Origin of the sequence: Caballeronia sp. dw_276 (assembly GCF_018449635.1) — a bacterium.
GTDB lineage: Bacteria > Pseudomonadota > Gammaproteobacteria > Burkholderiales > Burkholderiaceae > Caballeronia.
Window position 1 is genome coordinate 120,353 of sequence record NZ_JAAVUV010000012.1, and the last position, 21,486, is coordinate 141,838.

Annotated in this window: 10 protein-coding genes; 3 read left to right on the forward strand and 7 right to left on the reverse strand. The window is 58.6% G+C overall.

From position 1 onward, the window contains the following. Positions 1–2: 2 nt before the first annotated feature. Together HB633_RS23845 and HB633_RS23850 are read right to left on the reverse strand one after the other, a co-directional pair. Positions 3–1,373 (reverse strand): peptidylprolyl isomerase, encoded by a 1,371-nt coding sequence (locus HB633_RS23845; protein WP_346730354.1) that lies wholly within the window; start codon positions 1,371–1,373, stop codon positions 3–5. Between the two features lie 141 nt (positions 1,374–1,514). Continuing rightward, positions 1,515–3,902 (reverse strand): LPS-assembly protein LptD, encoded by a 2,388-nt coding sequence (locus tag HB633_RS23850; protein WP_213780586.1) that lies wholly within the window; start codon positions 3,900–3,902, stop codon positions 1,515–1,517. Positions 3,903–4,174: 272 nt separating this feature from the next. Between HB633_RS23850 and HB633_RS23855 the strand changes: the two genes are divergently transcribed. Next, positions 4,175–5,200 carry a phosphotransferase gene (locus HB633_RS23855; protein WP_213780587.1) on the forward strand — a complete coding sequence of 342 codons (1,026 nt, stop codon included), beginning with the start codon at positions 4,175–4,177 and terminating at the stop codon, positions 5,198–5,200. After that, on the forward strand, positions 5,197–5,913 hold the full coding sequence (gene murU / locus HB633_RS23860) for an N-acetylmuramate alpha-1-phosphate uridylyltransferase MurU (protein WP_213780672.1): 717 nt from the start codon (positions 5,197–5,199) through the stop codon (positions 5,911–5,913). Before HB633_RS23855 ends, murU begins: the two co-directional genes overlap by 4 nt. A 196-nt stretch (positions 5,914–6,109) precedes the next feature. Here the strand turns inward: murU and HB633_RS23865 are convergent, their stop codons facing one another. Together HB633_RS23865 and HB633_RS23870 are read right to left on the reverse strand one after the other, a co-directional pair. Next, positions 6,110–6,430: a hypothetical protein gene (locus HB633_RS23865; protein ID WP_213780588.1), complete on the reverse strand. Its 321-nt coding sequence runs from the start codon at positions 6,428–6,430 to the stop codon at positions 6,110–6,112. Continuing rightward, the gene (locus tag HB633_RS23870; protein ID WP_213780589.1) at positions 6,390–6,704 is read right to left on the reverse strand and encodes a hypothetical protein; all 315 of its coding nucleotides are present in this window, start codon (positions 6,702–6,704) and stop codon (positions 6,390–6,392) included. The genes HB633_RS23865 and HB633_RS23870 overlap by 41 nt, the downstream gene beginning before the upstream one ends. Before the next feature lie 202 nt (positions 6,705–6,906). On the opposite strand from HB633_RS23870, the gene purB reads away from it, so the two are divergent. Continuing rightward, positions 6,907–8,295, forward strand: coding sequence for an adenylosuccinate lyase (purB, locus tag HB633_RS23875; RefSeq protein ID WP_213780590.1), 1,389 nt, complete (start codon positions 6,907–6,909; stop codon positions 8,293–8,295). 80 nt (positions 8,296–8,375) lie between these two features. Here purB and HB633_RS23880 read toward each other — a convergent pair whose 3' ends face one another. The 3 genes from HB633_RS23880 to HB633_RS23890 all read right to left on the reverse strand — a co-directional run bounded on the left by HB633_RS23880 (position 8,376) and on the right by HB633_RS23890 (position 21,340). Then, complete coding sequence (locus tag HB633_RS23880) at positions 8,376–9,296, reverse strand: Ig-like domain-containing protein (protein WP_213780591.1); 921 nt, start codon at positions 9,294–9,296, stop codon at positions 8,376–8,378. A gap of 372 nt (positions 9,297–9,668) precedes the next feature. Further along, entirely contained in the window at positions 9,669–14,231 is a 4,563-nt protein-coding gene (locus tag HB633_RS23885; RefSeq protein ID WP_213780592.1) for an Ig-like domain-containing protein, read from the reverse strand. A gap of 653 nt (positions 14,232–14,884) precedes the next feature. Then, positions 14,885–21,340, reverse strand: a complete 6,456-nt coding sequence (locus HB633_RS23890; RefSeq protein WP_213780593.1) for an Ig-like domain-containing protein — start codon at positions 21,338–21,340, stop codon at positions 14,885–14,887. Between the last annotated feature and the right edge of the window lie 146 nt (positions 21,341–21,486).

Genomic DNA, 21,486 nt, shown 5'->3' on the forward strand with positions numbered 1-21,486 from the left:
CCTTACTGGTTCAGGGCCTGCTGCGCAGCGGTGCCCTTGTACTGGACGTACGCGGTATCGCGCAGTTCGCGCAGCCAGTCGGAATACGCTTGTTCAGCCTTGCGCTGACCGATCGCCTGACGCGCCAGATCGAGCTGTTGCTGCACCGACCCTTCTGCTTCACGACGTCCGAGCACCTGGATCAAGTGATAGCCGTATTCGGAACGAACTGGATCGCTGACTTCGCCGTCTTTCAGGTTGTTCATGGCGCGCTCGAATTCCGGCACGGTTTCACCCGGGCTGATCCAGCCGAGATCACCGCCTTGCGACGCCGAGCCGTCCGACGAGTAGGTCCGCGCATAGTTGGCGAAATCGCCGCCCTTTGCAACGTCAGCCTTGATTTCAAGCAGCTTCTGACGCGCTGCCGGTTCCGACGTGCCGTCGGTCACGCGCAACAAAATGTGGCGCACGTGCGTTTGCACGAGCTTGGGTGCATCGGCGGCCTGGCCCTGACCCGTACGCCGTTCCACCAGCTTGATGATCTCAAAACCGCCGTCGGTGCGGATCAGTTGCGGATTCACCTGATTCGGACGCAGCGTCGAAACCGCCGTCACAATCGATGCCGGCAACGAGGACTGCGTACGGAAACCGAGATCGCCGCCCTTGGCCGCGTCGGTGTCCTGCGTGTTGTTCTTCGCGAGCTTCGTGAAGTCCGTTCCGCTTTGCGCGTCCTTCAGTACGGCCTCGGCCTTCGCCTGAATTGCGGCAATGTCAGCCTGCGATGCGTTTTCCGGCACCTTGAACATGATGTGCTGCAGATGCAGGTCGTTGCCGCCGCGAGCGTTCGGTCCGCGCTGGCTGGCTACGTAGTTCGCCACTTCCGCGTCCGACACCGTGATCTTGCTGTCCACCTCTTTCTCACGCAGCTTCGAGAGCGTCAGCTCCGTGCGGGCGTCGCGTTGAAAGGTCGTCCATGGAACGCCTTGCGCCTCGATACGCGCGCGGTACACGTCGAGCGTCATCTGGTTTTGCTGAGCGAGACGCTCGAGCGTGCGCTGAACGGTGGCGTCGTCGATGGTGATGTTGTCTTCCTTCGCCTTCTGCAACTGGATGCGTTCCAGCACCATCTGGTCGAGCACCTGCCGCTGCAGCTGAGCGGCTGGGGGAACCGGCGCGTTCTGCTGCTGCAGACGACGCACGATCAGGTTGCTGCGGTCATTGAGCTCGCGCTCGGTGATCACGTCGTTGTTCACAACCGCGACGACGGAATCCGCTATCTGCGCGCCGCCCGCCGTGGTCAACGCCTGAGCGTGCGCCACCGGGCCGGTCAGGAAAGCCGCTGCGCATGCGCTTGCCGCGAACGTTGTCCACTTAAACTTGTTCATGTTTGACACAGATACTCCATCGATTGCGGCCGGTGACCGGCCCTATTACCTTGCGCTGCTGCGTGTCTATGACGCCGCGCCAAACCCGCAAATATACGCCTCGGCGCGTACCACAGGCACTTTCTGCCCTGACCGTTTCTATTCACGCGTTCATTCGTAATTGGTGTAACGCGCAAGCGGCGCAGGCGGCGGCGGTGGCGGCGTGTAACCGGCAACGCCGGCACGGAATGCCGCGGTCAGGCCGTTATCGACGTTCGACAAGCCCTTGAACGTCATTTGAGCCAGCACGCGAGTACCGGCGCTGTTACTGCCCGTGCTATTGACACCGTTTGCGTAACGCTGCACGCCGAGGCCGAGCGTCCAGCAGTCGGCATCGTACTGGAAGCCCAGCAGCCCGTCGACGAGACGATGGCTTGCCAGATCGTAGTTCACCCGGCCGACGCTATAAATGTGTCGCGTGATCGGCCATTGTGCCGAGAGCAGAACCTGGTTGATCGGCTGGGTGGACAACGTGGTTTCGTTCGCCCGCGTGTACCGGTAGCCAATATTGATGACCTTGCGCGCTTCCGGACTGAATCCGAAACCGATGCTCGAACGCACGAGCTGATTGTTGTCGGCATTATATTGGAACGCCGTTTCCTGCGAAAAACCGGCGCCCAGCTTGAAGGACGCGCCCAGGATCAGGTCCGAATGCTTCGCCTGGTCGAGCGGCTGGCCTTCCGTGATCGTCACGCGCTGCGGCTGGAAATAATACTGCTGCGCGATGACAAAACGCGCGCGTTCGTCGCCCGTTGCCGGGTTGATGAAACGCGAGGTCAGGCCGACCGTGAGCCGGTTTGCGTCCGCGATGCGGTCGTTACCCGCGTACGTGTTCGGCGTGTAGATTTCGGCGAGGCTGAAGTCGGCCTGGCCGGTATCGAAGATAGGCGCGAACTCCTGGTTCCTGTACGGCGTGTACACGTAGTACAGGCGTGGTTCCAGCGTCTGGATGTAATCCTGCCCGAACACGGTGACCGAACGGTCGAAGACCAGGCCGGTATCGAAACTGACTGTCGGGATGGATTCCGTCAGGCTCTTCGGCTGGTTGGCGGGCGTGCCGGAAGCAACGCTGCCAAGCTGGCTCAGGTTGTACGACGCCAGATGGTATTGAATCTTCGGCGTGACGAAATAACCCGGGCCCGTGACGCTGTAGCTCAAATACGGATTGAAAACGGCGCGCTGACCCTTCGTTGCATCGTCGACGGTGGTCGTGAAGCGCGTGTAATCCATCTCCGCGCCGTAGTCGAAGCCGCCTACGTTGTACTTGTTGTACAGCACGTTCAACTGCGGCTCGCGCGCATACGGCGCCACCGCCGGCGGCAGGGTCTGCCAGCGCTGTTCGCGGGCGATGATGGACCACGGGCCGTTGTTGTAGGTCAACCCCGCTTCCTGTTGATACAGCACTTGCGTACCGTTCAGGAACTGATTCGTGGCATTGCCCAGGTCTTCCGGATACTGGCTGTCCGAGACCTTGTTGTAGTTGATGTAGCCCGCGAAACCGCCGCCGAAATTCTGCTGATGCTGAATGTAGATCGCATAGCGGTTCGTATGCGTCTGCATGTCGTTCGGCAGGAATTCGCCGGTGATCGTGCCCGAATAGGTGGGCGACAAATACCGGAAGGTCGACTGCAACTGAATGCCGCGCCGTGTCATCAGGCGCGGTGTCACCAGCAAGTCGCGGTTCGGCGCGATGTTGAAGTAATACGGCAGCGAGATTTCAAAACCGGTCGTCGAATTCAGCGACACCGTGGGCGGCAAGATGCCGCTGCGGCGTTCGCCGGTCAGCGGAAACGACAGCCACGGGCTCGCGAATACCGGCACGCCCTGGAAGAACAGCACGCCGTTGTGTGCTACGCCTTCGTTCGCGCCGGTATCGAAATCAAACGACGTGCCCTTGATGTACCACGCCGGATCGGTCTCGCACGAACACGCCGTGTAGGTGCCGTGGTCCACGCGGGTCTGCTCGTTGTCGATCAAATCCGCGCGCGCGGCGCTGCCCGAGCCGTTCGACAAGTTGAAGCGGTACTTCGGGTTCGTCATGTAACCCTCGTTCGCCTCCACCTTCAAATGCGCTTCCGGGCCAATGAACGTATTGCCGTTGTTGAAGATCCTGACATTGCCGTAAGCATCGGCCATGTCGGTGTCCTGGTCGTAATGCAGCGCATCCGACTTGATCACCGAGGTGTTGCGGCGCAGCTCGGCCGAACCCTTCGCAGCCATGTCCTGGTCCGCCGTGCCCAAGGTGCGGTCGCCCAGCACGAACGTGGCCGGCTGGTCGCCCTGCCTGAGCGGACGTTCTTCGAGCTGGGGAGCAAGACGCAGGCTCCACGGGTCGCCAAGCGGCTGCGTGTCTGCCGCCGCGCCCGATAGCTGCGCGTTGGCAAGCGCCGGCATGAGGCCGGGCACTGCGATCAGCGCTGCGAACAGCCGCCGCCTGCGTGGCCGCTGATCACGCGATTCGCGCGATAAAACTTGTTTGGAAAGCTGTCGTGGCGGCATGTTTGAGTGCTGTTCAATCGCGTCACGCTCGGCGCTCGACGCCTCTGGCGTGAGCACCCGGGCACAGCCACCGGAACTCGCGCCACCGGAGTGCGGTTCGCTGCGAACGAAAATGAATCGATCGATGGATGGTACGGGCGGTAACTCCTGTCCTGCAAAAAGCCGCTAAGGCTTGCTGCAGGCCGGGGCGCCGGGCGTTACACGCGGTGCAAACGGAATGCTTAAAAAAGTCGTGGGGTATTATATGGCAAGACGTTTCACCCCTAGAATTTATGACGCCCCAAACCCCTGATTTTCGCCTTACACAGCTTCGTGACTGGCTGCAAACCGTGGCCGAACGGTACGCACTGGATCTTTCATCGCTTGCACCCGCTTCCGCCGACGCCAGTTTCCGCCGCTATTTCCGGCTGGCCGCGCAAAGCGATTTTGGAAACACGCTGATCGCCGTCGATGCCCCGCCGCCCGAGAAATGCCGCGAGTTCGCGCAAGTGGCCGGTTTGTTGCGCGATGCGGGCGTCCATGTGCCGCAGGTTCTCGAGGTCGATCTCGACGCGGGCTTCATGCTGGTCACGGATCTTGGCACCACGACCTACCTCTCCGTCCTCGATGAAAAAAACGCGCGCCCGCTGATGCGCGCGGCGATCGATGCGTTGATCAAGTTCCAGGTGACATCGCGGGAAGGCGTGTTGCCCGCTTTCGATGAAGCGTTTTTACGCCGCGAAATGGAGCTGATGCCCGAGTGGTTCGTGGCAAAGCATCTCGGCCACACGCTGGAGACGGCCGAGCGCAAAGTGCTCGACGACACGTTCAACGTGCTCGTGCAAAGCGCGCTGGCGCAACCGCAGGTTTTCATGCTGCGCGACTTCATGCCGCGCAATCTGATGGTCGCCGAGCCTAACCCCGGCGTGCTCGACTTTCAGGACGCAGTGTATGGACCGTTGAGCTATGACATTGCGTCGCTGTTGCGCGATGCGTTCATCAGTTGGGAAGAGGAGTTCGAGCTCGACTGCTTCGTGTACTACTGGGAAGGCGCGCGCCGTGCGGGACTTCCCGTCGATGCCGACTTCGGCGAGTTCTACCGGCAGGTCGAGTGGATGGGATTGCAGCGCCACATCAAGGTCCTGGGACTTTTTGCGCGGATTTATCATCGCGATGGCAAGCCGCAGTATCTGGCTGATTTGCCGAGGTTTATCGGCTATGCGAGGAAGGTGTCCGAGCGTTACAGGCCGTTGCGCCCGTTTGCGCGCCTGCTCGATACGCTCGAAGGCCGCGCCGTGGATGTGGGATACACGTTCTGATGAGCGCCTTGAATACTGCAATGATTTTTGCCGCCGGACGCGGCGAGCGCATGCGTCCGCTGACGGATTCGTGCCCCAAGCCGCTTTTGAAGGTCGGCGGTAAAGCGTTGATTGTGTGGCAGATTGAACGGCTGGCGGCGGCGGGGTTTGAAGTCATCGTGATCAATCACGCGTGGCTTGGCCGGATGCTTCAATCGAATCTTGGCAATGGTTCCCGTTGGGGCGTCGAGATTCGCTACTCGCACGAAATGCATGCGCTGGAGACGGCTGGCGGGATCGCCCAGGCTTTGCCGCTGCTGGAAACGCACGGCGAGCCGGCGATTTTTCTGGCGGTCAGCGGTGACGTGTTCTGCGACTTCGATTATGCGAGCTTGAAAGCACGCGCGCCTTCAATGGCGATTGCTGTGGAGCCGGCGATGCATCTGGTGATGGTGCCAAATCCGCCATTTCATATGCTCGGGGATTTCGCGCTTGAACCCAACGGCACGCTTTCCCTCGACGGCCCGGCGCGCTACACGTTTGGCAATATCGGTTTGTACGATACGCGCATGTTCCGCGATCTGGCTCCCAACACGCGGCGAGCGTTGACACCCTACTATCAGGCGACCGTCGCGGCCGGGCGCGCTACCGGCGAGCTATTCGAAGGGCAGTGGGAGAATGTTGGAACGGCGGCGCAGTTGGAGGCGCTGGATCGGGCTATGCGAAAAAGCTGAGCAGACGGGACTTCCGAATCGTTATTTCGACAAGTCAGCGGCCCGAGGCCGTTCGCTCCGCTCAGGGAGCGTCAGCTCGCTGCTATCAAGGGCGGCAAAGCGCTGATGCACGCGGGTGCCGAAGCCTTCAGGTTGGTCGCCATGCGACTTGCCACGAATTCCGGCATTCGTAGTTACCTTGCGCTCAGGACGCGAGTTATTTTTTTCCGAAAATGGCATCGTGATCACCTTCGATGGTCAGAAATCGCAGATAGTCACCATCGCGAAATGCCGTCGCGCGACGCGCTTGTGTGATTCGCAGCGAATACACCGCTTCGATGCCGCGCGGCGGGCGCACGCTGGTGATTTTTTCCCATTTCAGCCCCTGGTCCAGATAGACCTGATCCCAAGTCAACTGCAGCAGTTTTTTAACTGTTGCAAGAACACGCGAGGCTTCCGGCTTATCCAATGCGACCCAGTTTCGCTGAAAGACGGGATTATTTAGATCCAGTTTTACGGGATCGTTTCTCTTCGGCATGTCCCAACTCTGTGAAAAGCGCGTCCGGATCGGACTCTTGAGGCGGATTTGCTGCTGCCCAGGCCAAAGCTTCCTGCATGTCTTGCTGAGCAGTTGCCGTATGCATCCATGCTTCATTCTCAGGAATCACGAGCGCAGTCCGGACCAGCCACACACCGGGCTCGCGTTCTTCAACAAGCACTTGCCGGCCAGCGTATTCCTTTCCAAGCGAAATCTGTCCGCTCGCACCGACCACCTTCACGCTGGTTTTAGGTTCTGACAGGGTTGCTCTCATGGGGTACCTAAGAACGTTGATGGATCAAGTTGATTTGTTCTCACAGGGGCAGTCGCACGCGTCCGACCGCTTACAACTGCACTATCGCACGATAGCACAACGGCATGAATGTGGCGGTTAGGCTCCCATCCAAATGGAAAAAGCAGATCTGCGGCCAATGTTAAAATCCATGCCTCCTTTCGTCTCACTCGCGCCCCCCACCATGTCCGATACCCGTCCCGATACCCTTTTCGCGCTCACCGCGCTGTCGCCGCTCGACGGCCGTTATGCCGCCAAAACCGAAGCGCTGCGGGACTGGTTGTCCGAATCCGCGTTCATGAAACATCGCGTGAAGGTCGAGATTCATTGGCTGATCGCGCTCTCGCAAGCAGGATTCGATGAAATCCCGCCCTTCTCCGAAGCGTCCGAAAACTTCCTGCTGCAACTCGCCGAGCGCTTCACTGCGCACGATGCGGCGCGCATCAAGGACATCGAAAAGGTCACGAATCACGACGTGAAAGCTGTCGAATACTGGCTCAAGGAATCCGTCAAAGGCCAGCCGGAACTCGAGCGCGCGAGTGAGTTCATCCACTTCGCGTGCACGTCTGAAGACATCAACAACACGTCGCACGGCATGATGATCGCGGGCGCCCGCGAACACGTGCTTCTGCCGGCGCTGCGCTCCGTGCATGACCGCCTGATCAAGCTTGCTCACGACAACGCCGCGCAACCCATGCTCTCGCGAACGCACGGCCAGCCCGCCAGCCCGACCACCCTCGGCAAGGAAATGGCGAACGTCGCCGCGCGTTTGCAGAGCGCGATTGAACGCATCGCGGAAGTGCCGGTTCTCGGCAAGATGAACGGCGCCGTCGGCAATTTCAACGCGCATCTTTCGGCGTATCCGGAGTTCGATTGGGAAGCGTTCTCGGAAGGCGTGATTGAAGACCGTCTGAAACTGACGTTCAATCCGTACACCATCCAGATTGAACCGCACGACTACATGGCCGAACTCTTCGATGCCATCTCGCGCGCAAATACCATCCTTTTGGATCTGGATCGCGATGTGTGGGGTTACATCTCCGTCGGCTATTTCAAGCAGCGGACGAAGGCGGGCGAGATTGGTTCATCGACCATGCCGCACAAGGTCAATCCCATCGACTTTGAGAATTCGGAAGGCAATCTTGGATTGGCAAACGCATTGCTGCGCCATCTCGCCGATAAACTTCCAATTTCACGCTGGCAACGCGACCTCACCGATTCGACCGTGTTGCGCAATATCGGTGTGGCGTTTGGCTATTCGCTGTTGTCCTACGATTCGTTGATTCGTGGTCTCGACAAACTGGAAGTGAATGCCGCGCGTTTGAATGAAGACCTGGATAATTGCTGGGAAGTGCTGGCCGAACCGATTCAAACCGTCATGCGCCGATACGGCGTGGAAAACCCCTACGAGCAGTTGAAGGAATTGACGCGCGGAAAAGGCATCACGCGCGAAGGTCTGCAGACGTTCATCAATGGTCTCGCCATTCCCGATGACGCCAAGAAACTGCTTCTCGACATGACGCCGGGATCGTATGTTGGGAAAGCTGTCGAGCTGGCGCAACGCATCAAGTAATACGCTTAGGGCTTCAGTAACTGCAAAGGCCGTTCAAGATATTGAACGGCCTTTTTTTTATGTGCCGACACTCTGCGCATTCAATGCATTTCAATTCGCACTGTGTGTTCGACAAGCAACTCGGCGTTGGCGCTCGAATGCTCGATCACGTTATAAAGAACGCCACCGACTTCCGTAGTTCCGTGATGGTGCCAGGCGCCTTCCGCCAGTCCCGCGACGTGTGAGTTGGTCAGGTTGACGGAATCGCCCTCCTTGCCGTTCACCATGAGCTGCGACTTGCCATCGTCAATAAACAGGTCTTGTTTGGCAAGGCTGAGCACATCGGCGAGAGACACTTTCAGCGCGTTGTGATGGCCACCAAGGTCGAAGCCCAAAATGCTTTGAGTGTGCGCAGCAGGCCCATGGTCCGTAAAGCTGCTTAAATTGACGACCTGATGGTCGCCCTCAAACGAAACCGTATCGAAGCTCTTGCCATTTTCCGCTGGCGCGGATGTATGCCTGACATACGAAAGTGGCTCACTTTCCGTATCAACGAGACCGTGCGCGGCTTTGTCGGAAACGGCGGAGTCTGCATGCGCGGAAGCAGAACGAGATTTAAAAAGGTTCGGCGGGAAATACGGTACATCGCCGTCTATATGATTATCAAACAGTCGCGGCGCATGGAAGTGGTTGTCATCGTGGACGGGCTGTGCATTTGCCGATGTATCAACCGTAATCGCGAAATAACTCGTGGTGGGACCGGCTCCAAATTCGTTCAGTTGAACTGCGGAGAGATCATGAATGCCATCGAAGAGTGGATTCGAAAGTTGGAGCGACCAGCCGCCTTGTCCATTAGACGCGACCACTCCCAGAAGTGTTGTGCCGTCGTACACGTCAACGGTCGTAAAGGGTTCGGCTGTTCCAACAATCAGCGGTTTTTCGCTGGTTACGATACCGCCGCTCGCGACGCCCTCCACGTCGGTAATAACCGCCTGCACGCGAACATCAACATCAGAAGCCATTGTGTAATTCCTCGTTCAAAGAGAATCGACGCGGTGCTTTAACTGATAATCCATTTGATTGCTGCGTTGTTGGAATTCGTGTCGCCTTATTCGAAGCCCAAAGAAAAGTGGCTCGCGATAGAACGTCTAAGTTACCTGCTCATGGAAGGGAGGGCCAATCAAACGGTGAAATAACGCGTTGCAGGTTTTGAGTGCTGGACAACAACCCGCTTTGCTGAGATGCAAGAGCGGGTTTGTCGTGGCTGCGGGAGCCAGTCCAATCTCAGCGCCCACAAACAAAAAAGCCGCTCCAGAAACATCCTGGAACGGCTTCACACGCGAGTTTTAAATCAACCCGCTTTCCCAAACCAGCGAAAGCGAATGTCTACACCATTAATGCACGACGATCTGCACGCCTTGCTGAACCAGCAGCTCGGTATGCACGCCCGAGTGTTCGTAAACGTTGTACGTGACACCACCCACTTGCGTCGTACCATGCGCCTGCCACTCGCCTTCAGCCAGACCGGCAATGTGCGAATTCGACAAATCGACTTCATCGCCTTCCTTGCCATTGACCATCATCTGCTGCTTGCCGTCCTTCATGAACAGGTCGGTTTCGCCCAGATTCAGCACGTCTACCAGCGACAGCTTCAACGTGTTGTGCTGGCCGCCAAGATCGATTGCTTCAATACCCGAGATCTTCGCCGCTGCAGTTTTGCCAGTCAGTGAGGTCAGATCGAGGATCTGATGATCGCCTGTCAGATGCAGCGTGTTCACCGCGGGAGCTGAAACTCCCGCAGCCACTGTACCGGTTGCGTCACTTTCCGCGAGCACAGGGTGCGCCGTGCTGCCTTCGATGTGCGCGGTCGCATCCTTGAAGTAAGACGCCGGGTCGGCGTTCAGGTCCACCGTGTCATGGCCCGTCGTACCCTTGAAAACTTCATGCTCGTTGACCACCGTGTGATGTGGCGCAGTATCAGGAGCGGCGGCAGCAAGCACGGCCAGTGCCGCTTCGCTCCCTGCGTCTTCATGAGTTGCACTTAACAGTGTCGATTTGAGCCCGGCAGGAGAATGCAGTGTCGAGGCCAGGCTCGTAGTAGGATTGTAGTATTGGTAGCCGCCAACATAGGTGCCACCCATCTGCATATAGTTGTAGGTGGCTGCGGTACGAACATCAAGATAGATGGGCGCGCCACCGTCACTGGGCCTGTAAACGAACGCATAAGTGTAATTTACGTTGAAGCCATTGTTGGCCGGGGACCAAGAAGAACCATAGGCAACCACGCCCACATAGTTCCCACTTTGATCGTAGGCTTCAACCCTGATCGAACCTGTAAGCAACTTCTGCCCCGTGCGATTGTTGACGATACCGGTATCTGTGCAAAAGGCTTCGAAGTTCTTTGTGAGCCCAGAAATATTAAAGTTGGTGGTTGAGCCAGTCATACGGAAACTGGCGCTGGACACAGTGTATGTGTCGACCGATGATGCTTCAGTGAACGAATACCCGCCCGAAAATGCACTATTCCCCGCACTGTTTTCCACGCGTGCCGTATAGGTGTGACTGCCCACGCTAACGCCTGAATCGTTGAATGACCAACTGGTGCCGTTCATAGTTGCCGTACCGACCTTGGTACCGTCACGGTAAACCGCCAACGATTCGCCACTCAGCAGCGCATGGGACACATCGCCCTTAACAATCGGCGTGGTGTCCCTGGTCGAACCACCGTTACTCACCAACACCTGAGTTCCCGACGTGTCGTCGTACAAGCCGGAGATGGTGACGGTTTCTGTCGGCGCAACGACGACAGGCGTGGTGTTGACCGTGAACGTCCAATGGTTTGAGTGTGCGCTTTCAACACCGCCGCTCACGGTCGTCGCGCTGATGTCGTGCGTACCATTCGAAAAGGTCATTACATTGGAAGCCCATGTACCATTCTGGGCCACTGCCGCTGAACCTATCAGAGTCGCGCCGTCATAAAGGTACACAACGGTACCTGCGACGCCGTTGCCTGCGAACTTCTCGCTCGTATGTGAAGTCGTGCCTCCCGACTGGTTCATATAGTCCGGGTTGGTCCAAGCCGCATCATCGGCCATGACGACGGTGATGACCGGCGCTGCCGGGACCGAGGCGCCCCAGCTCGTCTCGGTGATTGTGTATGTGTTGCCTGTCGCTTTGTTGCTATGCCCACTGTTTTGTAACAACGCAGTCATTGTGATGTCCCCTGCATTCCCGGAGAACAACGCACCGCCTGTACCGGTTAAGCCGGTTTTGGTGTCTGCGGTGAGAACCACGGAAAATTTGCCGTTGACGATCTGTACGTTATATATCTGAGGGCGAATAACGTTTACATCACCCACTGCTGACCCGCCAAAATAGAGGGAAACGGTGTCTCCGTTGGCATAACCGGTTGCCGTGCCCTCTACGGTAAACGTTCCCGTATTCGAGCCGTGGTCCGGAATCAGAGCGTGGTTGTGGTCGTACACGCCGGTAATTGTGATAGCCGGTGCGGGCGTGGTATTCACCGTGAAGTCGACGGCGCCCGAATGCGGGCCCGTTGTGCCTGCTGCATTGGTGTCAGTGACAGTGATGCTGTGTCCGGCGTTCGACAGATCGGTCGTCGGCTTGAATGTCCAATTGCCGTCGGTACCAATCTTGACCGAGCCAAGCAGGGTGGCGCCGTCATACACCGTGATGATGTCGCCGGCTGTGCCCTTGCCGCTGATGTACGGGTGTGCGTCGGCTGTGGTCGAGCCCGCAGGAATCAGGTTGCCGCCTTCGTCGGTCAAGACCGGAACCGGGGGTGCAGCCGGAACCGACGTGTCGATGGTGATATGCGTCGGATCCGATGCCGGGCTGGTCGTGCCAGCCGGGTTCGTGTCGGTCACAGTAAAGTCATGCGGGCCAGGATTCAGGTCCGGCGACGGCTTGAACGACCACGTGCCGTCCGGGTTGACAGTCGTCGAGCCAATTGCCTTGCCGCCGTCGTACACCGTGATGGTGTCGCCAGCCTTGCCGCCGGTGCCGTCGATGTGCGGATGCGGGTCGGCCGTCGTGCTGCCTGCGGGAATCGCCATGCCGTTGTCGTCCGACAGCGTCGGTGCGGCAGGCTTTGCCGGAACCGACGTATCGACCTTGATGGTCCAGGCGTTCGACGCAACGCTCTGCGCACCGCTGCCGGTGAACTGCGTTGCCGTCATCACGTGCAAGCCGTCGGACAGTGCTCCCTTCAGAGTCACGGTCCAGTTCCCCGTTGCGTCGACCTTTACGTCACCGCAGCCAACGCCGTTCTGGAATATATAAACCGTGTAGCCTGCAACGCCCTTGCCGCTGATGGTCGGATGTGAGTCGTCAGTCACGCCGCCGTTCACAATCGGACCCGTGATGGTGCCAACCGCGTCAACTACGCTCTCGATTACCGGCGCACCCGAGACCAGTGAGTAGGTGAACGGAACGGCGTCGGACTTCGGGCTGGGCGTGCCGGCCGCGTTCGTCTCCGTCACCGAGATGCTGTGCGCACCCGTGGACAGATCAGTCGCGGGCGTGAACGTCCATTTGCCGTCGCTGCCAATCTTGACGGAGCCCATCAAGTTCGAGCCGTCATACACCTTGATGATGTCGCCCGCCTTGCCCGTGCCGCTGATATGCGGATGGCCGTCATTCGTGGTCGAGCCCGCCGGAATCACAGTGCCGCCTTCGTCGGTCAGGACTGGCGTAGCAGGCTTGTCCGGAACCGATGTGTCGACGGTGATGTGCGTCGGATCCGAAGCCGGGCTGGACGTGCCAGCCGGGTTCGTGTCGATCACGGTAATGTCGTGCGGGCCGTTATTCAGGTCTGTCGTCGGCGTGAACGACCAGTTGCCATCAGGCTTGACCGTTGTCGAGCCAATGACCTTGTCGTTATCCAGCACTGTGATGGTGTCGCCAGGCGTGCCCTTGCCGTCAATGTGCGGAAGTGCGTCAGCAGTCGTGCTGCCTGCGGGAATCGAAGCGCCGTTATCATCCGTCACCGTCGGCGCGGCAGGCTTGGCCGGCGTGCTGGTGTCAACAGTGAACGTCCAGTGGTTCGAATGTGCGCTCTCAACACCGGCGGCACTCTTCACCGTCGCGCTCAAATCGTGCGTACCAGTCGAATAGTTCGTTTTGAGGTAACTCCATACGCCACTGCCGTCCGCCCGGCTTGAGCCAAGCAGAGTCGCGCCGTCGTAAACGTACACCACAGCATTTGCCGTGGTCGTGCCTGTCAACGCGACTGTCTGATAGGCAATGGTGCTTCCCGTCGGCACGGGGGCGATCACATTACCGCCCGAGTCGAGGTCCCTCGCAGCGGTGATAACCGGCGCTGCGGGCACTGTCGTATCCACCGTGAAGCCTGCGGCGCCCGAATGCGGGCCTTCCGTGCCGCCCGGGACTTTGTCCGTAACGGTAATTGCGTGCGTTGCATTGGACAGGTCAGTCGTGGGCGTAAATGTCCACTTGCCGTCGGGATTAATTTTGGTGGATCCGATCGGAGTCGCACCGTCGTACACCGTGATGATGTCTCCGGCCGGGCCTGTACCGCTGATCTGCGGCTTCGCGTCAGCTGTCGTGCCGCCAGCTACGATTGGCAGGCCGTGGTCGTCAGTGATGATTGGCGTGGGGGGTGTAACCGCCGACGAGGTGATTGTGACGTTCACGAGTGCAGACGATGCACCGAAGTTGCCAGCGGTGTCTTGAGCGATTGCTGCGAAGTTATGTGCGCCGGTCTTGAGGTCGACGGCCGGCGTAATCGTCCAGTTGCCGTTCGCGTCGGCGGTCACCGAACCAATCGGCCTGACGCCGTCATAAACCACAACAATATTGCCTGCGTCTGCCTTGCCGGTAATGACCGGCTTGGTGCTGCTCGTCGTGCCACCGCTTACCGCGGTGCCAACGGATGAAATTACCGCTGTTGACGGATCTTTTGTTTGAAGTGCCATGTCATTACCTTTAATACAGTGAGATCAAAAGGATGCGAAGCCGAGCCATACGTTCAGAGGTATGGTGCTGGCAGTGCCCCGGAGTATTGAGACGAGCCGGGAAACAGTGAGTTACCACGCGTGAGCGCCGATTCTGAACGGCAAGGCGACGCTGTCCTACCGGAAAAGTCCTAAATACATGGCGTATGAAGTCGAGTAGACAAAGAACAACTTCTTTTAGAAGATCAATCTAATATTCATATGCATAACAAAACAAATCCCGCCGCCGCCCACCGTTGACTGATTAAAAGCACGTCTAGACCGTCAGGCGAGCGCCGTTTAATCAACGCAAAGATCACATAACCCATGCGTTGAAATGGCTGTGGTAATGCAGAGGTTTTTTTGGAACGGACTGTGATCTGACTCGCTTTCGCGCGACCTCCCAACTTGGAAGCCGTTGCGAAATCAATTGATCAAAAGAGGTCACTAAAGCGACGAAGCAGGTGTCAGACAAATCGACTAATACCGCTGACCTGAAAACCGTCACGTAGCCGGATTGATAGTAGACCGGCAGTGCAAACAAAAAAAGCCGTTCCAGACCTTCTGGAACGGCTTGCCGTACTACCTTGAATCAACCCGCTTTCCCAACCTAGCGAAAGCGGATGTCTACACCATTAATGCACAACGATCTGCACGCCTTGCTGAACCAGCAATTCGGTATGCACGCCTGAGTGTTCGTACACGTTGTACGTGACACCGCCCACTTGCGTTGTACCGTGCTGCTGCCACTCGCCTTCAGCCAGACCGGCAATGTGCGAATTCGACAGATCGACCGTATCGCCTTCTGCACCCTTCACCATCATCTGTTGCTTGCCGTCCTGTTGGAACAGGTCGGTTTCGCCCAGATTCAGCACGTCAACCAGTGACAGCTTCAACGTGTTGTGCGCGCCGCCCAAATCAACCACTTCAATGCCCGATACCTTCGCCGCTGCGGTCTGACCCGTCAGCGAAGACAAATCGAGAACCTGGTGATCGCCAGTCAGATGCAGCGTGTCAATAGCAGCGCCCTTGGAACCTTCAATATGCGCAGTGGCTTGCTTGAAGTAATCCGTGGGATCCACGTTCAGGTCGACGGTCTCGTTGCCATTGGCAGCCGTGCCATGGAACGTTCCGTCCGTGTCTACCGCGGTGTGATGCACGCCATTTGCATCTACTGTGGAGTGGTCGGTGGCTGCAACAACTTGGGTTGAGTCGTCGGCTACTGCTACGTCGTGCGTTGCACTTACAAGCGTTGCCTTGACATTACCCGTACCGTACAACCCTGCCGGAACCTCATCCACTTCGTTGCCCCATCCGCGTTCCTTGTTCTGCACAGAAGCCGGATTAAGATACTCTGCCCCGGTGTGAGCATCAACAAAGAACTCTTTACCATTCTCTCCGGATTTTGCCGTTAGCACATAAACCAAATCGGGATTTATGCTCCCTTTTGTGAAGGTAGCGATAGAAGTAGGTTTCCAAGTTCCAGTTTCAGTAACTGAACGAACCCCATCTGATATCGTGCTGACAAGCACTCCCGCCGCCGTATAAGCGCGAAGGGAAAAATACATCCAGACATAATAATCTGATCCCTTCGGGAAAGACGTATCATAAACCAAAAAGCTTGAGGTACCATCTTCGGGCCAAAGTACTATGTCGACACCGTCAACTTGGTTATTGGTGTAGTGCACGTTTTGTTGGACCCATACGGCCCCCATACCGTTGCTAATTATTTCGTTCCAAACCTCGGTGAAAGTGAACGTTGACGACATTGCACTATTGCCTGCACTGCTTTGTACCTGAGCCGTATAAGTGTGCTGTCCCACGCTGACGGCCGAGTCGGTATAACTCCACCCGGTTCCCGATACCGTAGCAACGCCAACCGCGTGCCCATCACGGAAAACTTCAACAGTTTGTCCGTTGGACAAACTGTTTGAAAGTGTGCCCTTGATTGTTGGTGACGAGTCATACGTACTTCCCCCGTTGGCGACCATGGTGTTCACGGCGGTATGATCGATCAGGCCCGAAATCACCGGGGCCAAAAGAGGGGATGCCGGAACGTAGTTAAGCAGCCACGTGTCGGAGTGCGGGCTCGTGCCGAATGCGTTCGTATCCGTGACGTACAGGTAGTGTCCTCCGGCAGAGACATTGGACGAAGGCGTGATGGTCCAGTGACCCGAGCCGTCAACCACGGCAGAACCAAGCAAGCTCCCGCTCGCTTGGTCATACAGCTTCATGATGTCGCCAGCCGTGCCCGTACCGCTGACATGCGGATGGCCGTCAATGGTGGCCGAGCCCGCAGGGATTACACTGCCGCCGTCGTCGGTCATAACCGGGATGGCCGGTTTGGCCGGAACGTTACCGTAAGTGAACCCGATGCTGCCCGACTGCGCGCTCATACCCGCGGAGTTCGACTCCGCCGCCGTGATGCTGTGCGCGCCGGTCGCCAGGTCCGTCGCGGGCTTGAACTTCCAGTTGCCGTCGGACCCCACCGTGGTTGAACCAATTACCGAGCCCTTGTCATACACCGTGACAATGTCGCCCGCCGTGCCCTTGCCGCTGATGAACGGGTGGCCGTCGGTTGTCGTTGAGCCAGCAGGAATCACCGTGCCGTTGTCATCGGTCAGGACCGGAACGGCGGGGGTGGCAGGAGCGTCCGCGGAGGTCCAACTGGTCTCGTTGATCGTGTATGTGTTGCCTGTCGCTTTGTTGCTATACGCACTGTCTTGTAACAAAGCAGTCATTGTGATGTCCCCTGCATTCCCGGAGAACAACGCATTGCCTGTACCGGTTACGCCGGTTTTGGTGTCCGCGGTGAGAACCACGGAAAATTTGCCGTTGACGATCTGTACGTTGTATATCTGAGGACGCATAGAGTTTATATCGCCCAATGCTGACCCGCCAAAATAGAGCGAAACGATGTCTCCATTGGCATAACCGGTTGCCGTGCCCTCTACGGTAAAGGTACCCGTATTGGAGCCGTGGTCCGGAATCAGAGCGTGGTTGTGATCGTACACGCCGGTAATCGTGACCGACGGCCCAGGCGTGGTATTCACCGTGAAGTCGACAGCGCCCGAATGCGGACTCGTGCCTGCCGCATTGGTGTCAGTGACAGTGATGCTGTGGCCGGCGTTCGACAGATCGGTCGTCGGCGTGAATGTCCACTTGCCATCGGGACCAATCTTGACGGAGCCAATTACGTTCGCGCCGTCATACACCGTGATGATGTCACCTGCCGTGCCCGTGCCGCCGATGTGCGGGTGAGCGTCGGTTGTGGTCGAGCCCGCCGGAATTGCCGCGCCGCTTTCGTCGGTCAGGACGGGCGTGGCGGGGGTGGCTGGAACGCTGATCGGGCTATTGACCGTAATGGACCAGTGGTTGGACGCAGCGCTTTCCGACTGACCGGCCCCAAACTGCGTTGCCGTAAAGTCATGCTCGCCGATGGACAGAGCACCAATGAGCTTAATTGACCACTTACCGTCAGAGCCCACCGTCGTGTCGCCGCAACCCGCGCCGTTCTGATACAGGTAAATCGTATCGCCCGCGATGCCCGTTCCACTTACCGTCGGATTTGCGTCAGTCGTCGTGCCGCCTGCTGGAACCGTACCCGTATGAACGCTGTTCGCGTCCGCGACGTTCGTGATTACCGGCGCACCCGCGACCAGCGCGAAAGTGAACGCAATGGAGTCGGACTTCGGACCAGTCGTGCCGGCCGGGTTCGTATCCGTCACAGAAATGTTGTGCGTGCCCTGGGATACATCGCTTGATGGCGTGAACGTCCACTTGCCGTCGCCGCCAATCTTGGCCGAACCAATCACGTTCGCGCCGTCATACACCGTGACGATATCGCCGGCCGTTCCCGTGCCGCTGATGTGCGGATGGCCGTCGCTGGTGGTCGAGCCTGCGGGGATTACCGCATTGCTTTCGTCGGTCAGGACTGGAGTAGCAGGCTTGGCCGGAACCGACGTGTCGACGTTGATGTGGGCCGGGTTCGAAGCGCCGGACGTGCCCGCCGCGTTCGTGTCGGTCACGGTAATGTCGTGCCCGCCCTTCGACAGGTCCGTCGTCGGCGTGAACGACCATTTGCCGTCCGGACCAATGGTCGTCGAGCCAATGATCGAACCGTTGTCATACACCTTGATGATGTCACCTGCCGTGCCCGAGCCGCTGATATGCGGTTGGGCGTCGGCTGTCGTCGATCCCGCCGGAATCACTGAACCGTGATCGTCCGTCAGGACCGGCGTGGCGGGGGTTGCCGGAATGGTGACCGGCGCGAATGTAAACGGAACGCTGCCCGACTGCGGGCTCATACCGGCTGAGTTCGACTCCGCCACCGTGATGCTGTGCGCGCCGGTCGCCAAGTCCGCCGCGGGCTTGAACGTCCATGTGCCATTTGCCGCCACCGTGGTCGAACCAATTATCGCGCCCTTGTCATACACCGTGATGACGTCGCCCGCCGTGCCCTTGCCGCTGATGTTCGGGTGGCCGTCAGCTGTCGTTGAGCCAGCAGGTATCACCGAGCCGTTGTCGTCGGTCAGGACTGGAACGGCTGGCGTGGCAGGAGCGCCCGCGGTGGTCCAGTTCGTCTCGGTGATCGTGTATGTGTTGCTTGACCCACGGTTCTTGTGCGCACTGTCCTGTAACCAACCATTGATGGCAATGTCCCCTGGGTTCCCGGAAAATAACGCATAGCCTGTACCGCCTACGCCGGTTTTGGTGTCCAAGGTGAGAACCACGGAAAACTTGCCGTTGACGATCTGAATGTCAAAAATCTGGGGACGGATGTAATTTGTATCGCCTACGGCGGTCGCTCCTGTAAACCAGAGGGAAACGGTGTCTCCGTTGGCATAACCGGTTGCCGTACCCTCTACGGTGAACGTTCCCGTATTCGAGCCGTGGTTCGGAATCAGGGTATGGTTGTAGTCGTACACGCCTGTAATCGTGATCGACGGTCCGGGCGTGGTATTCACCGTGAAGTCGACGGCGCCCGAATGCGGGCTCGTTGTGCCTGCTGCATTGGTGTCAGTGACAGTGATGCTGTGCCCGGTGTTCGACAGATCGGTCGTCGGCTTGAATGTCCAATTGCCGTCGGTACCAATCTTGACCGAGCCAAGCGGGGTCGCGCCGTCATACACCGTGATGATGTCGCCGGCTGTGCCCTTGCCGCTGATGTACGGGTGTGCGTCGGCTGTGGTCGAGCCTGCAGGAATCAGCGTGCCGCCTTCGTCGGTCAAGACCGGAACCGGGGGTGCAGCCACCGGCGACGTGTCAACCGTGATGGTCCAGGCGTTCGACGCAACGCTCTGCGCACCGCTGCCGGTGAACTGCGTTGCCGTCATCACGTGCTGGCCGTCGGACAGTGCGCCCGTCAGTTTCAGGGTCCAGTGACCCGTTGAGTCGACGGTGGCTTGACCGCAGCCGGTGCCGTTCTGGAATACATAAACCGTGTAGCCTACAACGCCCGTGCCGCTGATGGTCGGATGCGAGTCGTCAGTCACACCGCCGTTCACAATCGGACCCGTGATGGTGCCAACCGCGTCAACTACGCTCTCGATCACCGGCGCGCCCGCGACCACGGCGTAGGTGAACGGAACGGCGTCGGACTTCGGGCTGGGCGTGCCGGCCGCGTTCGTCTCCGTCACCGAGATGCTGTGCGCGCCAGTGGACAGATCGGTCGCAGGCGTGAACGTCCATTTGCCGTCGGGCTGAACCGTAGTGGAGCCAATCGCTTTCGTGCCGTCATAGACTGTGATGGTGTCGCCAGCCTTGCCCGTGCCGCTGATATGCGGATGGCCGTCGTTCGTGGTCGAGCCCGCTGGAATCACCGCATCGCTTGCGTCGGTCAGGACTGGCGTAGCAGGCTTGTCCGGAACCGACGTGTCGACGGTGATGTGCGTCGGATCCGAGGCCGGGCTGGACGTGCCAGCCGGGTTCGTGTCGATCACGGTAATGTCGTGCGGGCCGTTATTCAGGTCTGTCGTCGGCGTGAACGACCAGTTGCCATCAGGCTTGACCGTTGTCGAGCCAATGACCTTGTCGTTATCCAGCACCTTGATGATGTCGCCAGGCGTGCCCTTGCCGTCAATGTGCGGTTGTGCGTCGTTCGTGGTACCGCCAGGTACGATCGTCGCGCCGCTGTCGTCCGTCACCGTCGGCGCGGCAGGCTTTGCCGGCGTACTGGTGTCGACCGAGAAGGTCCAATGATTCGAATGCGCGCTCTCGGTGCCGGCAGCGTTCTTCACTGTCGCCGTAATGTCGTGCGAACCCTGTGCAAACGCTTTGTTTTCGAAATTCCAAGTGCCATTTGCTGCAGCGACGGAAGATCCCACCAGAGTCGCTCCGTCGTACACATACACAACGGCGCCGGCCAAAGCCTTGCCAAATATCACCACGTCTGGCGACGCCACAACAGCCCCCACGGGAACGTCGCCAATCCGATCATCGCCGTTCCAGTTTGTCGCCGACGTAACGGTTGGACTAGAGGGCACGGTCGTATCCACCGTGAAGCCAGCGGCGCCCGAATGCGGGCCTTCCGTGCCGCCCGGGACTTTGTCCGTAACGGTAATTGCGTGCGTTGCATTGGACAGGTCAGTCGTGGGCGTAAATGTCCACTTGCCGTCGGGATTAATTTTGGTGGATCCGATCGGAGTCGCACCGTCGTACACCGTGATGATGTCTCCGGCCGGGCCTGAACCGCTGATCTGCGGCTTCGCGTCAGCTGTCGTGCCGCCAGCTACGATTGGCAAGCCGTGGTCGTCAGTGATGATTGGCGTGGGGGGTGTAACCGCCGACGAGGTGATTGTGACGTTCACGAGTGCCGACGATGCACCGAAGTTACCGGCGGTGTCGTGAGCGATTGCTGCGAAGTTATGTGCGCCGGCCTTGAGGTCGACGGTCGGCGTAATCGTCCAGTTGCCGTTCGCGTCGGCGATCACCGAACCAATCGGCCTGACGCCGTCATAAACTACAACAATATTGCCTGCGTCTGCCTTGCCGGTAATGACCGGCTTGGTGTCGCTCGTCGTGCCACCGCTTACCGCGGTGCCAACGGATGAAATTACCGCTGTTGACGGATCTTTTGTTTGAAGTGCCATGTCATTACCTTTAATACAGTGAGATCAAAAGGACGCGAAGCCAAGCCATACGTTGAGAGAGATCGTGCTGGCAGCCCCCCGGAATATTGAGACGGTCCGGGGAACAATGAGTTACCACGCGTGAGCGCCGATTCTGAACGGCAAGG

Bases quoted from the DNA above. Each gene is read 5' to 3' on its own strand.
- HB633_RS23865 (WP_213780588.1), bottom strand. From the start codon at position 6,430: ATGCCGAAGAGAAACGATCCCGTAAAACTGGATCTAAATAATCCCGTC.
- HB633_RS23885 (WP_213780592.1), bottom strand. From the start codon at position 14,231: ATGGCACTTCAAACAAAAGATCCGTCAACAGCGGTAATTTCATCCGTT.
- HB633_RS23855 (WP_213780587.1), top strand. From the start codon at position 4,175: ATGACGCCCCAAACCCCTGATTTTCGCCTTACACAGCTTCGTGACTGG.
- HB633_RS23870 (WP_213780589.1), bottom strand. From the start codon at position 6,704: ATGAGAGCAACCCTGTCAGAACCTAAAACCAGCGTGAAGGTGGTCGGT.
- HB633_RS23880 (WP_213780591.1), bottom strand. From the start codon at position 9,296: ATGGCTTCTGATGTTGATGTTCGCGTGCAGGCGGTTATTACCGACGTG.
- purB (WP_213780590.1), top strand. From the start codon at position 6,907: ATGTCCGATACCCGTCCCGATACCCTTTTCGCGCTCACCGCGCTGTCG.
- HB633_RS23850 (WP_213780586.1), bottom strand. From the start codon at position 3,902: ATGCCGCCACGACAGCTTTCCAAACAAGTTTTATCGCGCGAATCGCGT.
- HB633_RS23890 (WP_213780593.1), bottom strand. From the start codon at position 21,340: ATGGCACTTCAAACAAAAGATCCGTCAACAGCGGTAATTTCATCCGTT.